Source organism: Paenibacillus sp. WC2504, assembly GCF_052682475.1.
Window position 1 is genome coordinate 1,890,352 of record NZ_JBQZFH010000001.1, and the last position, 15,154, is coordinate 1,905,505.

General features: G+C 44.3%; 12 protein-coding genes. 11 read left to right on the forward strand and 1 reads right to left on the reverse strand.

Going from position 1 to position 15,154, the window contains the following annotated elements; all coding sequences use genetic code 11:
- Window positions 1-73: 73 nt before the first annotated feature.
- The 11 genes from ACUN27_RS08500 to ACUN27_RS08550 all read left to right on the forward strand — a co-directional run bounded on the left by ACUN27_RS08500 (window position 74) and on the right by ACUN27_RS08550 (window position 12,713).
- Window positions 74-808, forward strand: coding sequence for a 2-phosphosulfolactate phosphatase (locus tag ACUN27_RS08500; RefSeq protein ID WP_326063257.1), 735 nt, complete (start codon window positions 74-76; stop codon window positions 806-808).
- Window positions 786-2,252, forward strand: a complete 1,467-nt coding sequence (locus ACUN27_RS08505) for an alkaline phosphatase family protein (protein WP_326063258.1) — start codon at window positions 786-788, stop codon at window positions 2,250-2,252. Before ACUN27_RS08500 ends, ACUN27_RS08505 begins: the two co-directional genes overlap by 23 nt.
- A gap of 52 nt (window positions 2,253-2,304) precedes the next feature.
- On the forward strand, window positions 2,305-3,858 hold the full coding sequence (locus ACUN27_RS08510; protein WP_445558740.1) for an ABC transporter substrate-binding protein: 1,554 nt from the start codon (window positions 2,305-2,307) through the stop codon (window positions 3,856-3,858).
- 29 nt (window positions 3,859-3,887) lie between these two features.
- Window positions 3,888-4,880 carry an ABC transporter ATP-binding protein gene (locus ACUN27_RS08515; protein ID WP_326063260.1) on the forward strand — a complete coding sequence of 331 codons (993 nt, stop codon included), beginning with the start codon at window positions 3,888-3,890 and terminating at the stop codon, window positions 4,878-4,880.
- Complete coding sequence (locus tag ACUN27_RS08520) at window positions 4,873-5,859, forward strand: ABC transporter ATP-binding protein (protein ID WP_326063261.1); 987 nt, start codon at window positions 4,873-4,875, stop codon at window positions 5,857-5,859. The genes ACUN27_RS08515 and ACUN27_RS08520 overlap by 8 nt, the downstream gene beginning before the upstream one ends.
- Entirely contained in the window at window positions 5,856-6,776 is a 921-nt protein-coding gene (locus ACUN27_RS08525; RefSeq protein WP_445558741.1) for an ABC transporter permease, read from the forward strand. Before ACUN27_RS08520 ends, ACUN27_RS08525 begins: the two co-directional genes overlap by 4 nt.
- A gap of 17 nt (window positions 6,777-6,793) precedes the next feature.
- A complete protein-coding gene (locus ACUN27_RS08530; protein ID WP_445558742.1) occupies window positions 6,794-7,639 on the forward strand; it encodes an ABC transporter permease in 846 nt (281 codons plus the stop codon).
- Window positions 7,640-7,663: 24 nt separating this feature from the next.
- Window positions 7,664-8,377, forward strand: a complete 714-nt coding sequence (locus ACUN27_RS08535) for a glycerophosphodiester phosphodiesterase (protein ID WP_326063264.1) — start codon at window positions 7,664-7,666, stop codon at window positions 8,375-8,377.
- Between the two features lie 430 nt (window positions 8,378-8,807).
- Window positions 8,808-9,761, forward strand: a complete 954-nt coding sequence (locus tag ACUN27_RS08540) for an ABC transporter permease (RefSeq protein WP_246238949.1) — start codon at window positions 8,808-8,810, stop codon at window positions 9,759-9,761.
- A gap of 21 nt (window positions 9,762-9,782) precedes the next feature.
- Window positions 9,783-10,658 (forward strand): carbohydrate ABC transporter permease, encoded by an 876-nt coding sequence (locus ACUN27_RS08545; protein ID WP_326063265.1) that lies wholly within the window; start codon window positions 9,783-9,785, stop codon window positions 10,656-10,658.
- Between the two features lie 30 nt (window positions 10,659-10,688).
- Window positions 10,689-12,713, forward strand: coding sequence for an alpha-amylase family protein (locus ACUN27_RS08550; protein ID WP_445558743.1), 2,025 nt, complete (start codon window positions 10,689-10,691; stop codon window positions 12,711-12,713).
- Between the two features lie 76 nt (window positions 12,714-12,789).
- Here ACUN27_RS08550 and ACUN27_RS08555 read toward each other — a convergent pair whose 3' ends face one another.
- A complete protein-coding gene (locus ACUN27_RS08555; protein WP_326063267.1) occupies window positions 12,790-15,126 on the reverse strand; it encodes a helix-turn-helix domain-containing protein in 2,337 nt (778 codons plus the stop codon).
- Between the last annotated feature and the right edge of the window lie 28 nt (window positions 15,127-15,154).

Genomic DNA, 15,154 nt, shown 5'->3' on the forward strand with positions numbered 1-15,154 from the left:
GACAATCGGGAGTTAGGATGAATACATAACGAAATTGACGATGGTTTCACACCACAGGAAGGAATCTATGTTTATGGAAATTAATATTTACCAGTTAATCGAAGGGGCTCGCAAAGCCAAGGGTTTGACCGTTATTATTGATGTTTTCCGCGCTTTTTCAGTTGCCTGCTATGCTATGGAAAATGGAGTCAAGGATTTGATTCCCGTTGGAGATATGGGGACTGCGTACAGGTTGAAGAAGGAAAACCCGGAATTTATTTTAATGGGAGAAAGAGGAGGAGTCATTCAACCCGGATTCGATTATGGGAATTCTCCTTCTTCTATTGAATCTGTAGACTTTTCGGGCAAAACGATTGTGCATACGACAAGCGCAGGTACACAAGGAATCGTGAATGCCGTAGAAGCGGATGAAATTATTACGGGCAGCTTTGTAAATGCACAGGCCATTATCGATTACATCCGCATGAAGAATCCGGCGACCGTGTCGTTGGTCTGCATGGGCTGGGAAGCAACGGAAGAGGCTGATGAAGATACCCTCCTCGCCGAATATATAAAGAACGTTTTGGAAGGAAAGCCAGTGGATTTTAATGCCATTCTGCATTACATGCTTAACGAAAGTAAAACAGGGAAGTTTTTGGATGTGCGTGATGCTTCCGCTCCTCCTGAGGACTTTGATTTATGCATGAGCTTGGATCGGTTTCATTTCGTTTTAAGAGTAGAGCCATTCGGGGAATCCTTGGTACGACTGCAAAAAATCAACGAAATCACGAGAGGGGTAGAACGCTATGACACTATCAAGCAAGCATGATCTTTCCAATCGGAGGGTATTGATTATTGGTACGGACGGATTACGACCGGATAGCGTAGACATGGCACTTATGCCGACATGCGGCAAGCTGATGGAACGCGGTACCTTATTTACCTCCTTTCATGCGGCTTACCCTTCGGAAACGAGGGTTAGTATGACAACTTTGACAACCGGCGTCTATCCGGGACGTCATGGAGTTGTCAGCAATTTGATGTATGTGCAGGGATTTGGTGAGGAAGGTTTACTCCAAACCGGAAACGACAAGCACCTATTGGCCTATCGTCAGGCCATGTCTGAGCCTTTCATCCTGCATCCTACGTTGGGAGACCGACTGCATCGACACGGAAAGCGACTTGCGGTTGCCGCCTCCAGTTCACCGGGTGCTTCACTTCTTTGGAACCTGAACCATCCCGAGCTGGTGATTAATCCCTCTTCCGTATACGGGACAGTCGAATTGGAAGAACTGCATCGCCAATTGGGCCATGTTCCGGAAGAACAAACCAATATAAAAAAGGAACGGGCTTTATGGGCAACTCGTTCATTGATAAATAACCACTTGAAAAATGAGCAGAATCAAGTAATGGTATTATGGCTGTCAGAACCGGATGCAAGCCAGCATGATTATGGAATCGGATCTCCTGAACATCATGAAGCGTTACAAGTGGTAGATGAATGTGTAGCGGAGGTTCTGCAAGCTATTGAACGGGAAGGTTTAAGTGAAGCCATCGATATTTTGTGGATCAGTGATCACGGACATTCTACGATACATGCTCAAGGCTCGCTTCAAGGTCATATGCAAAGAGCTGTTGAAGAACTAAAGCTTCAAACTAGGTTTATTGCGGTCGGTTGTTATATCTATGCGGTCGAAGAAGTGGAAGAGACCCCTGCAGAGGTTAGGGCTTTAATCGGCTGGCTGCAATCTCAGGATTGGTGCGAGCTCGTTTTTGCAAGGGATGCGAAGTATTCGGATTTGCCCGATGTGCTTTCCCTCGAAATTTTATTGGGATCGATTACGCATGGACGGGCACCGCTTCTTGCGATCCAACCGAAATGGGACAATGAACCAAACGAATATGGTGTGCCTGGAATAACTGGAGCATTGACTTCATCTTCCAAGCTTCAATCTTCACATGGTACAGCTTCTCCTTATGACATGCATGCTTTTTTTCTAGGGGTCGGCAGCAGCTTTAAGAAGGGCCATGTGAGTGAAATAACTTGTGGCATCGTCGATATAGCACCAACGGTTTGCCAATTAATTGGGCTAAGTGCAGAGTCGGGCTTCGATGGAAGAGTTTTAGCTGAGGGGATTGAGCTTGAGCGGATAGACATACCATTAAGTCAACTTGAAGCAGTGACCAAAGAAATAGGAAATCAACAAAATCGTGCAGGCATACGGCTTATCGATGTTAATGGAACCACTTATATAGAAGGATATAAAAAATAACGGAATGTGTAAGTAACAAAAAAATCAAAAACAGAAAGAAGTGAATTTTGAAATGAAGAAAACAGCAATCTTACTTATTGTTAGTATGCTTTTTGTTATCGTGCTTTCGGCATGTAGCAATAAACCCTCCACGAATGATGCATCAGGTTCTGAAGCAACAGGTTCGAAGGAACTCGATGTTCTGAAAATCGGCGTGACCGAGCTTCCTCAACTGTTGGATCCGCAACGTACCAGCGGTAACACAAGTATTCGTATTCTCTATGACATCTTCGAAACGATTCTGCTTTCCGATCCCAAGGATAAATGGTCTTTGAAGCCGATGCTTGCGACGGAATGGAAACGAGTTGACGATTACACGTTGGATGTAACGCTAAGGAAAGGTGTCAAATTTCACAACGGAGACGAGCTGAAATCCAAAGATGTTGTCTTCAGCTTCAACCGTTTGCACCAGAATCTGCCGGGAATGGCAGATGCGACGAATATGCTCTCCGTCGTAAAGGAAGTACAGGTAATCGATGACTATAAGTTCCGAATCATTACGAATGTAGTCGATCCACTGTTGGAGCAACGTATCGCTTCAAGCTGGGGCTCCTGGATTGTCCCAGCCGATTATCTTACAAAAGTCGGCGATGAAGCCTTCGCTGCAAAACCGGTCGGTACCGGTCCATATAAAGTCGTTTCCTATTCTCCGGAAAAAGTAGTTTTGGAGCGATTTGACGATTATTGGGGTGCGAAACCGGCAGCAAAAAGAATCGAGTACATTGTGTATAACGAAACGTCGACTCGTATTACAGCACTTATTACCGGAGAGGTAGATCTCATCACGCAAGTGCCTCTTGATCAAGTATCCGTTATTGAGAGTAACAAAAATCTCAGCGTAAAAGGACTTAATATCAGCAATATGCATGTGTTGACGTTTAACACAACGAGCGGCCCGCTTGATGACAAAAAGGTGCGCCAGGCGCTAAGCTTGTCCATTGACCGTCAAATGCTCGTCGATAAGCTGTGGCAAGGCAAAGCCGTTATTCCAAAAGGCCATCAATACTCGGAGTTCGGCGATTTTTACTTGAGCGATTATCCTACACCTGAATATAACGTGGAAAAAGCCAAGAAATTGCTCGCGGAGTCTTCCTATAAAGGTGAATTGATTGAATACGAATTGAAATCCAATTACTACACGTTTGGGAACGAAGCGGCTGAAGCCATTGTGGACATGTGGAAGAAAATCGGTATTAACGCCAAAGTCAAATTTAGCGATAAAGTTGAGCGAAAATCGGTTGCAAACTGGTCGAATACAATGCGTTTTCCAGATCCGTCTGGGGGGTTGTCGCTGCTATGGGGTCCGGGAACGGATGCTGAGAAGATCTACTGGAAGGACATGACGCCAGAGTTCCTTAAAAATGCTAAAGAGCTGGCTTCTATCCTCGATCCAGCCAAACGGAAGGAACTGGCTAAAAAGCAGATACAGATCTTTGACGATGAAGTACCAGGCACGGTGCTTTACTATCCATACGAAGGCTGGGGAATCCGTAAAGGTCTGGAGTGGGCGCCATATTCTTCACAAGCAATGGACTTTAGAGCAGAAAATTTCAAAGTGTTGAACTAATAATCCAGTTTTGAGGGGGTGGAACCATATTGGAAGACGTATTAACCGTGAATAACCTGAAAACCTACTATTATTCCAACAACAAGAAGGTCCCGGCGGTCGATGGCGTAAGCTTCCGTCTGTATAAAGGCGAGGTGCTGGGGATTGTCGGCGAATCCGGCTGTGGCAAAAGCACCATCGCCCGTTCCATTCTCAATCTGTTGGACAAGTCGTATACGAAGATTGAGGACGGCGAAATTCTGTTTCACAGCAGCAATCTGTTAAATCTGAATCCGAAAGATTTAAACCGGATTAAAGGGAAAAAAATCTCAATGATTTTCCAAAATCCTCAGGCAGCGTTGAATCCGGTCTATACGGTTGGTAATCAAATCGCAGAGGTGCTGCAGCTTCATGAGAACCTATCCAAGAAGGAAGTCAAAGCGAGAGTCATCGAGCTTTTACGTCTGGTAGGCATACCAGCGCCGGAAACGCGGCTGAATGATTATCCTCACCAGATGTCTGGTGGTATGCAGCAAAGGATCCTGATTGCAATCGCTTTGGCCTGCAACCCTGAGGTTGTGATCGCCGATGAGCCGACAACAGCGTTAGATGTCACCATTCAAGCGCAGATTCTGGAGCTCATGACCCGTATTAAACGGCAATTTCAGATGGGAATGATTCTGATTACGCACAACATGGGTGTTGTTGCCGAGATGTGCGACAGAATGATGGTCATGTACGGCGGTGTGGTAGTGGAAGAAGGAGCGACAGCGGAAATATTCGCTGCTCCTTCCCATCCGTACACCCAAGGATTGCTTGCTTCCATTCCGAGCATCGAGGAAGACAAGGAGGAGCTGTATTCAATACCGGGCTCAGTTCCTCGTTTAACCGCGCCTGTCACACATTGCCGTTTTGCAGGTCGTTGCCCTCATACGTTTAGCAAGTGCGAAGAAATTGAACCTCCATTGCTGGATTTGGGAAATGGACATAAAGTAAAGTGCTGGCTGCTCGAGGATAAAGCGGGGAGATCTCATAATGAATGATAAGGAAGCATTGGTAGAAGTTAAAAATGTAAAGAAACATTTCCCGGTCAACAAAGGAATGCTCCGTCATAAGACCGTCGGTACAGTCAAAGCGGTTGATGATGTCAGCTTTACCATCTACAAGGGAGAGACACTGGGGCTGATCGGTGAATCAGGCTGTGGAAAATCGACGCTGTCCCGCATGCTGATCGGTCTGATGGACGCAACTGACGGGCAAATTTTGTTTAAAGGACAACAGGTGGGAACCAAGGGCTCCCAAAGCTTCCGGAAGGAAGCTCAGATGATATTTCAAGATCCGTACTCATCTCTGGACCCCCGTATGACAATTCGGCGAATCATCGAGGAGCCGCTTCGGATTCATACGAATTATAATGCCAAGCAAAAGAGGGAATTGGTGTTGCCGCTGCTGGAAAAGGTCAGCATCCCGGAGGATGCGCTCGGCAAGTATCCACATGAGTTCAGCGGTGGACAGAGGCAGCGTATCGGCATTGCCCGAGCACTGGTGTTAGGTCCGGAATTTGTCATTTGTGACGAGCCGGTTTCCGCTCTGGATATGTCGGTACAGGCACAAATATTAAATTTGTTTAAGCAAATGCAAAAGGAGTTCCGCCTGACCTATTTGTTCGTTTCCCATGACATGAGTGTGGTTAAGCATATCAGCGATCGCATTATGGTTATGTATTTGGGCAAGGTTGTGGAGCTTGCTTCCAAGCATGAGTTCTTTAGCAATACGCTGCATCCTTATTCCATTGCTCTGATGAATGCGATTCCCATACCGAATCCGGAAGCTGTCCGCAGCAAGACGCTCTTAGAGGGAGAACTGCCCAGTCCGATCAATCCGCCAGCAGGCTGCCCGTTTCAAAGTCGCTGTCCGCATGTCAAGCCGGAATGCAGCATTGTAATGCCATCACTTAAAGAAGTGGAACCAGGCCATTTCGTTGCTTGTCATTTGTTTGCTGGTAAGGAGGGGCCGCAATGACCCGTTTTATCGCGACTCGGATAATCAAGGCACTCATCACAATTTGGTTCATTCTGACTCTGGTTTTTATGATTACCCGATTGTCAGGCGATCCGACGCAGTGGCTGCTGCCAGACGATGCAACGGCAACAGTAAGAGACCAACTGCGCATCTCACTCGGTTTGGACAAGCCGTTATTCTCGCAATATATTCAATATCTGAGCTCGTTATTTACCGGCGATATGGGCAAGAGCTATCACTATTTACGCCCGGTGGGCGAATTATTCGCTGAACGTGCAGGTCCTACTATTGCTCTAGGCACCATTTCCTTTGGATTAGCCATATTGATTGGTGTCCCAATTGGTGTATTTGCTGCGGTTAACCGAAATTCCATATTGGATCGAATAACGATGGGGATTTCAATAGCTGGCTATACAATTCCCAACTTTGTGTTCGCCATATTGCTGATTTTTCTGTTTAGCCTCAAGCTGAGGCTGCTGCCAAGCGGCGGCTTGAGCTCACCTTTGCATTATATCATGCCGCTGCTTGCGTTGACCGTTGATTCTGTGGCGGGTATTGCCCGTTTGACCAGAGGCTCCATGCTGGATGTTCTGCGTCAGGATTATTTGGATAGCGCCCGGGCCAAAGGCGTCAGGGAGCAAATGGTTATTTATAAGCATGCTTTACGCAATGCTCTAATTCCGGTGGTGACCATTATTGGCTTGCATTTGGGCACGTTGATAGGAGGCGCGGTGGTTGTAGAGACCGTTTTTGCCTTTCCAGGTATCGGTATGTTAATTGTACAAGCTGCGCAATATAGGGATTTTCCTGTTATTGAATACGGTGTGATGCTCGTTTCAACCACGGTTATTTTGGTCAATTTACTGGTTGATTTAAGTTATGGTTTCCTGGATCCGCGCATTCGGGATAATTTTTAAGAGGGGAGGAGATGAGAATGAGAATTTTAAACTTACGTATTCCGCCCTTCATCATGGTGTTGATCATTATGTTCCTGTTGATTACCTTGTTCACATCGCTAAGTCCGCTGCTATTCCCTATCGATTTGGGAGCTACCGATTTAGGTGCACGATTGATTCCTCCCTCTTTTTTAGATGGTGGAAAGCCACAGAATTTTCTGGGAACCGACCATCTGGGAAGGGATTTTATGATTCGACTGTTTTACGGAACGAAAAATTCACTGCTTGTCGCTTTAGGCAGTTTGCTGATAGCCACCTTTGTCGGTACGGTATTAGGGGTTTTGGCCGGATTGTACAAAGGTCCCTTTGACACGATCGTTTCCTTTTTGACGGACGTCAAGCTTTCAGTACCTTCTATAATTATCGCGATTGTTTGCGCCGCCGTTTTTGGCTCCGGTAAGTGGATCCTGGTGCTCATCATTGGATTAACCGGTTATCCTACCTTTACACGGCTGGTGCGCGGTCAGACCATTCAGCTTAAAGAAGCAAATTTTATGGAATGCAGCCGTGCTCTTGGTGCTTCCAAAATGCGAATTCTATTCGAACATGTATTTACAAATATTTCATCGCCTTTGATTGTTCATGCAACGATGCGTTTCAGCTCGTTTATTTTATTGGAAAGTTCGCTGTCGTTCTTAGGCATCGGCATTCAGCCTCCGGATGTTTCGCTTGGCTTGCTGGTCAGCGCCGGGCGCAACTACTTAATCAACTCCTGGTGGTTAAGCATTGCACCAAGCGTGGTCATTGTCGTGATTGTCGTTTTGGTGTCTCTGATAGGCGATTGGCTTCGGGACGTGCTGGATCCCAAATATAAAAACTCATAATAAAAGGTGCAGGTGATACTTCAGATGTTGTTGATTGCACATCGTTGCGGAACGGATCGCTATCCTGAATTGAGTCTTGATTCGTCGAAGCTTTCTTTGGAACTCGGAGCGGATTACGTAGAAATGGATATTCGTTTTACAAAGGACAATGTCCCTGTCATCAGCCATGACGAAGATGCTTTAAAATTGTTCGGTAATCCCGCTAAAATAAATGAACTAACGGCAGAGCAGTTTTCATCTCTTTGTTACATTGATGATCACCACTTACATCCACACACGCTGGAGGAAGTGCTTTCAAGCGGCGTGGCACCGATCCTGTTCCATATTAAAGAGGGAGGCGAGCGTCTTACACAGATTCTAGAAGACATTCGTAAATATGGGTACGAAGATAAGGTGATTATGGGGGTCATGACCAGCGAGGATGTCCGCGATGTGAAACGATTTAACCCGAATGTCCCAGTCCTTGGATTTATACCGGCTAAGGACCTCGCTTCGGAATATATTGCAAATGATGCAGATGTTATTCGTCTTTGGGAGAGATGGGTGGACGAGGAAGCGGTACGCCTAATTCACGAAGCGGGAAAACAAGTTTGGGTTATGGCTGGCGATAAAGGCACTGTCGGTTATACATCTCCTGAAAACTTATTGGAATGGAAGAGAATGGGGATTAATGGGGTGCTGGTTGATAAAGTTGAAGAGACTAAGTCTGTACTGATGAATGCAATGACGAAACATTAGAGTGATTTACCAATGTAATTTGGGCAAAGAATTTCCTCGATTATGCGATAGCGCAACAGGCGAAGCGGGCTGTGAGGTTTCGGGATGGACGGTTGGTGGAGAGTGTTTAGAATAAGATGAAGAAGAGCAGGACTCCTTAGTAATATGTGGGGTTCTGTTTTTTTGTGGGAAACGTAGGGAAGATAGGAAGGAGAAATGGCTTGCAGGATAGACATTTCTTTCTAAACTAAAAGGCTAAGTTATGAATAGTACAGGAATTATGGTCGCCCGTACTCGATAAGGCCATTAAGAAGCAGACATAACTTTCATCTCAATTGGACCGATATCCTGTATCGGTCATTTTCAATTTATGTCCCTATTTTGCTCATTCCCATGGCCGTACAATAATAAGCATAATCTGGTTAACAGTCATGAAGGAGAGGTGCGACCTATGTTGAAGATCGAAAGAGCCGATCAGGTTTTTACAGCTAATGGGTATTGGAAACAATTGAGCAAGCGAATGATGCAATATAAATTGATATACTTGCTTGCTTTGCCCGGCATTGTGTTTTTTATTGTATTCAAACTTGTTCCATTATTTGGGCTTCTACTCGCATTTAAAGATTACAGTCCCTATTTAGGTTTTACAGGAAGCGAATGGGTAGGTTTTAAACATTTTAGAGATTTGTTTGCTGATCAAAATTTCTATATCATGCTGCGAAATACATTAGCCATTAATGTGTTCGGTATCGTTTTTATGTTTCCATTACCTATCTTACTCTCGCTGATGTTAAATGAAGTTCGTCATGAGGTATTCAAACGATTCAATCAATCTATTGTATATTTGCCCCATTTTTTGTCTTGGGTTGTTGTTTCGAGTATGACCTTCTTCGTGCTATCGACGGATGTGGGGCTTGTCAATAAGCTGATCAGCGCGGCGGGCTTCGAAACCATCTCTTTTTTATCAGAGCCGAAGTACTTTTGGGGATTAATCACGGCTCAGACCATGTGGAAGGAGGTAGGTTGGAGTACGATCATTTTTCTTGCTGCGATGGCTGGGGTCGACCCGCAAAGATATGAGGCTGCTGTTGTGGATGGAGCTAATCGGTTTCGCCAAATTTGGCATATCACTTTACCCGCCATTCGTTCGACAATCATTATTTTATTAATTTTACGAATAGGTCAAATAACAGACGTCGGTTTCGAGCAAATGCTGCTAATGATGAATCCCCTTGTTATGCAAGTGGCTCAAGTATTCGATACGTATGCGTATACACAAGGAATTTTACGAGGTCAGATCAGCGCAGGTATTACGATCGGCATGTTCAAGGGCGTTGTCGGCTTCATTCTGGTGATGACCTCTAATTATATGGTCAAAAAGTTAGGTCATGAAGGAATTTATTAATGAAAAGGGAGAGGAAGAAAAATGAGTGTAGTTGCACGTAAAAAAATAGCCATATTTGATTGGATTAACTATGGTCTACTAAGCCTAATTTCGTTAATTTGCCTTGCTCCATTTCTCTATGTGTTTAGCGTATCCTTTACGGACCCGGACGTGTATATCCCGTTGCAGTTTAATTTATTTCCACAAAAATGGTCGCTGTCGGCATACTCCTATATCCTGTCTACAGGCAGTTTCATCAATGCTCTGAAGAGCACAACGTTCATCACGGTTGTAGGTACGGCATTAAATTTGATCGTATCGTTCTCGATGGCATATGCATTAACAAAAAAGGCACTGCCAGGGCGTAACGCGATGATGGGATTTATTATTTTCACGCTTGTATTTAATGCGGGCATCGTTCCGAGTTATTTATTAGTCAAGCAACTTGGGTTGTTAAATTCCTATTGGGCCCTGATTTGGCCCGTCTTAACAAGCGCATGGAGTTTAATTATTATTAAGAGCTTTCTTGAATCCATGCCTTCTGAGCTTGAGGATGCAGCGAGAATTGATGGTTGCTCAGATATTGGTGTTTTCTTGCGCATCGTAATCCCGCTATCTATGCCTGCAATTGCTACATTCACTTTATTTTTTGCGGTAGCTCATTGGAATACGTATTTCAACGCAGTCATTTACTTATCGGACACGAAAAAATGGACGCTGCAGGTGTTGGTAAAGTCGTTGGTGATCGACTCAGATAATGCCGGAATGGCAGGAGCTAGCGGAGATGAAAAATCCATTCCACAAGAAACGATACGGATGGCTTCTATCGTGCTAGCCATGTTACCTATTCTTGTTGTCTATCCATTTCTCCAGAAGCACTTCGCTAAAGGAGTAATGCTTGGTTCGGTTAAAGGCTAACTCAAGAATTTATATGAAGGAGAGATGAAAATGGTGAAAAATATTATAAATTGGTTAGATAAACCTCAACGTATTATACAGACCAACTTGCAGATCAAGGACACACACCTAATTAATCCTCGTAAATTAGCGTCTCAAATGAAAGAAATGGGGGCTACGGCGCTCGTATTTAATGTCGGCGGCATCTATGCGTGGTATCCATCGAAGATAGACGGACATAAAGTAAATGAGTATCTTCCTCAGGACTTTGATCTACTAAAGGAAGTTATTGAAGCTTGTCATGAGCAGGATATTCGCTTCGTAGCAAGATTGGATTTCAGCAAGAAAGATGATGTTGTTTACCTTAGGAAGCCAAACTGGTTTGTAAGACAACCTACGGGATTGCCGGAAATTATTGGCGCTGAGCGCCCTGGCAATTGGTCACTGCTTATGAGTACGTGCTTAAATAGCGGCTATCGAAATGAAGACGTGGCGATACCTGTGCTCGAGGAAGTGTTAAGCAATTACGATGTTGATGGTATATTTTTTAATGCGCCGCATTATGTGCCCTGTTACTGCGAAATATGCAAGGATAAATACCGTAATCGCTATGGGGTGGAAATTCCACTTGACCGAAACTTATTTGCTGTAGATTGGCCATCTTCCTGTATACGAGATAATATGGAGAAAATGTACAAGTATATTAAGAGAAAATCTCCGGAAGTACCTATGATTCTATATTACAATCTGTACAAAGATAATCTGTATGCTCGTATGGAAACTACGGATATATTATGTACGGAACCGCAAAATATTTTGTCCGAAGGGCATCATCGTATTCCGGAGTTCTGGAAACCTGCGCTTAGTATAAAGCTTGGACGTTCGATTCCAGACAACCCGCCGCCGCTTGGAATCGTTCACTCAAGCCCTGGCATGGAGTGGAGGCATACGGGCTTACCGCCGGCGGAATATCGCTTCTGGTTGGCTCAAATTACCTCTCATGGAGGAAGCATATGGCATTCCCTGACTGGCATTCCCGATACGATCACGGATAAACGAATTATTGAAACGGTAACCGAATTTAATCGAAGTGTCAGTAAAGTAGAGATGTATATGGACAAGGCGCAAACGTTAGCGCAAGTAGCTTTAATGTGGACAGCTGATGCTGCAGCAGAAGGTTGGGCTGACGGATTGATCAACTGTCAAATACCGTTTGACGTGTTATTGCAAGAACAGGCTACTTCAGAACGGTTGACTCGATATAAGGCACTTATTTTGCCTGAAGGTATGAAGGTAACCGATGATTTCACGGCTATCCTGAGCAAGTTTGTAGAAGAAGGCGGACATCTAATTAGCGAGGGTGGAGTATCGGAGCAACCGGAGTTGCGGAAATTGTTAGGAATAGTAGGTAGGTCATCCGTCAGCGAATACCTAACGGCCGCATATCTACGTTTTGAAGGAGCTAACAATCCGCTTCAGGTTGGAATGGAGGATACGGAGCTAATCCCGCATCGTGGAAAGGTTCATTATACTAGGCCGTCAAACGTGAAATCGAGCGTGCTGGCAACGTTGGTTCCGCCGTTTTCTCCGTTAGAAAGCGTCGGTGCTCCGCCCGAAAGAGCATCATTACCAGTCAGCCATACCGATATTCCACTTTGCATTCATCATGGATCTGGACTCGGAGGTTCTGTCTATCTCACCTTTTCATTGAGTGCCCTCATTAATGAGTATAAGTTGGGTGAGCATTATGGATTAGTTTCCAATATAATTAACATAGCACTAGGCGAGGATAAAATGGTCGAGGTTACCAACTATCATGGCTTGCAGATGTCGATGTTCGAGCAAAGCGGCCAGTGGCTTGTCCATCTGGTTAACGGAGTCGGAAGAAGGCCGCTCGCAACGAACATTCCACTTCATAACATTGAAATAAAGATAGCGCTTAGAGGCCGGAAAATAGCCGATGTACGGCCGTTGATATCCGGTGAATCTATTGCGTATGAGGTAAAGGGGAATCATCTAGTCCTTAGACTGCCGAAGCTGGATATTTGGGAATGCCTGCTAATTGAATTTCAGTAGTGGTACAGTGTATATAGCAACATTAGAAAAGCCTGCATCCCAAAATGTGTGGGCTTTTTCTGCCAACAGGGATCTCCTACCTTAATGATAAACGATATTGGTTGGGGGACATCATGACATGTCGTTGAAACGCCCGATTTAGATTCCTTTCAGAGTAGCCAATGATTTCTGCAATCTCCGTTATGCTATAGTTCGTCTCTTCCAGTAATTTTTTTGCTCGTTCGACTTTGTATTTCATTAGATACTCAATAAAGGTCATTCCAGCTTCTTGCTTGAATAATCGACTCAAATAGGAAGGACTAATTTGGACGAGTTCTGCGCATTCAATGAGAGAAGGCATGCCTTGGTTGGCTTCAATGTGTTGACAGACCAGTTGTACGGCTTTGCGCGTTGTATTCGTACGGCTTTGTTCTGCAATTTGTTTATGAATGGGGAAGAGAACTTCAATGAACCATTCCTGAACCTCACTGTAGGTTTGTCTAGCCTTAAGCTGTACGAATAGATTATCCCCAAGATTGTCGAGTACGCCATAGCCCATTTCTTCCAGCGATTGAATGATGGAGGACAGAAGGATATGGTAGCAATAGATGGCTGTATTATAAGAATCAGAGATACGTATTCGTTCGTAAAAAAGCTGTAGTGATTGTTTCGCCATCAGATGATCGCCTTGAAGAAGGTACTCTGTAATGGATAATTCAATATCCTTGGGGTAATTAAATAGAGTTAATCTCTCTGTTGTAGCTGTTTTACTTTGATATTGAAAAATTGTCCGGTTATCATCGAATAACCTTTGCTGCAAAGCGCGTGATGCCTCTTTGTAGGATTCGGAAATAAGTGCGATTTCTGAACGCAAACCACCAATTCCAATGGAAACATCGAAGGAAAGATGCGTTCGAAGAATTTCGCGAATTTTTGTGGCATAAGCAAGAAGAGCCTGATGCATATCTGTCTCATTGGCTGAATCCTTGAAATGTAGTACGGCAATGGATTCCCTTCCATCCTCGCCTAGAACGAAACCTTCAGATATGTGTTCATAATCAATCAACTCATGCATGACATTTTTCACAGCAAAGGCAATAACAGGCCCCTCATTGGGAAAAAACCGCTTTTCCTTAAACAGGTTTTCCGGTCTCACAATGAGCACGGCAAAATTGCCACTCATAGGCAGCTGAAACGACCGGCAACCATCTTCGACTTCGGCAAGCTTTACGACATTACTTGAAAGCAGAAGTTTCATCATAAATTGATCGCGTAAGGCCGGTTGGATTTTCTGAACATAGTTTTGGAGAGAGTTGGCTTGCTCATTCAAATAAGCCAAACTTGAGCGGATATATTCGAACTCATTTCCAGAACCTGAGATACGCCCTAGAGTACCGTTTCGCAACTGTCCTCCATACCGAATCAGTTGATCGATCGGGCTATAAGCGAACTTTGAAGACGCGATCGTAAGGATAATACCAAAAATGAGAATGATAAGGACGGAGCTCACAATAAGCAGGCGTAACCAATTTAATTGTTTCGTTAGTTCCTGTTCCGGCCAGAGCGAGATATAGGTTCTTCCCAACGAAGATTTGTTGATTGCGGTTAGAAATTTCTCGCCGGATTCGTTTGTTGTTATAAAGGATTGATTTTTGCCATTGTAATTCAAAATGTTCTTGTACAGAGGCAACTCACTCGTCGATTTTCCTAGTAAGGATGAATCAGTTGAATGGAGCAGTATGGTATTGTCCGGGTCGATTACGATAAGAGATTCGGACAGTTTGTCAGTGACGGATTGAAAGATAAGTTTCTCAATTTCGCTGGCTTTGACCTGATAGATGAGCAAGCCTTGCAAAGGGCCAGTTCTCATGACAGGAAGTTGACGAACATAGGAGATATATCCGTTTTGGTGATTGCCGGAAAAATAAGTCCATCCCTCGCTTTTAGTCAAATTCATAGCTGCTTGGATACTACTCTGCTGTGTTGAATTTTCAAGCGTAGACTTTCCATAGAAATTAGTAAGTACTGTATCGGACATGCTGTTGTAGAATATGATGTCCTGGATCAGAGGACTTGCATTTTTCTGAACCTGCATATAGTCGAGGAGCTCCATCTGCGTAACAAATTGTTCAGAGAATGTGGGCTGTCCAAGCGCGGAACGAAGAGAAGGGTTGTTAAGCAACTGTAATGATTGATATTCTACGCTTGTCATTGCGCTTTCCGTTCTATCTTTTAATTGCGTAAGAGAAGTAAGGCTATCTTCTTGAAATTGGTGCTTAAGCTTCTCGACGGAAATTTGATAATAGGCTGAACCGAGTATGATAAGAGGCAGAGATACGGAAATACACCCCAACCAGACGAGGCGTTTAAAGTAATTCGTTCGAGGTATTGCGTATTGAAATAGGTGTTGAATTTTTTTTAGCCAATTCATCATGGCATTCCCTCTCTCTCCGTGGATCTAC

Bases quoted from the DNA above. Each gene is read 5' to 3' on its own strand.
- ACUN27_RS08500 (WP_326063257.1), top strand. From the start codon at position 74: ATGGAAATTAATATTTACCAGTTAATCGAAGGGGCTCGCAAAGCCAAG.
- ACUN27_RS08505 (WP_326063258.1), top strand. From the start codon at position 786: ATGACACTATCAAGCAAGCATGATCTTTCCAATCGGAGGGTATTGATT.
- ACUN27_RS08510 (WP_445558740.1), top strand. From the start codon at position 2,305: ATGAAGAAAACAGCAATCTTACTTATTGTTAGTATGCTTTTTGTTATC.
- ACUN27_RS08520 (WP_326063261.1), top strand. From the start codon at position 4,873: ATGAATGATAAGGAAGCATTGGTAGAAGTTAAAAATGTAAAGAAACAT.
- ACUN27_RS08525 (WP_445558741.1), top strand. From the start codon at position 5,856: ATGACCCGTTTTATCGCGACTCGGATAATCAAGGCACTCATCACAATT.
- ACUN27_RS08530 (WP_445558742.1), top strand. From the start codon at position 6,794: ATGAGAATTTTAAACTTACGTATTCCGCCCTTCATCATGGTGTTGATC.
- ACUN27_RS08535 (WP_326063264.1), top strand. From the start codon at position 7,664: ATGTTGTTGATTGCACATCGTTGCGGAACGGATCGCTATCCTGAATTG.
- ACUN27_RS08540 (WP_246238949.1), top strand. From the start codon at position 8,808: ATGTTGAAGATCGAAAGAGCCGATCAGGTTTTTACAGCTAATGGGTAT.
- ACUN27_RS08545 (WP_326063265.1), top strand. From the start codon at position 9,783: ATGAGTGTAGTTGCACGTAAAAAAATAGCCATATTTGATTGGATTAAC.
- ACUN27_RS08550 (WP_445558743.1), top strand. From the start codon at position 10,689: ATGGTGAAAAATATTATAAATTGGTTAGATAAACCTCAACGTATTATA.
- ACUN27_RS08555 (WP_326063267.1), bottom strand. From the start codon at position 15,126: ATGATGAATTGGCTAAAAAAAATTCAACACCTATTTCAATACGCAATA.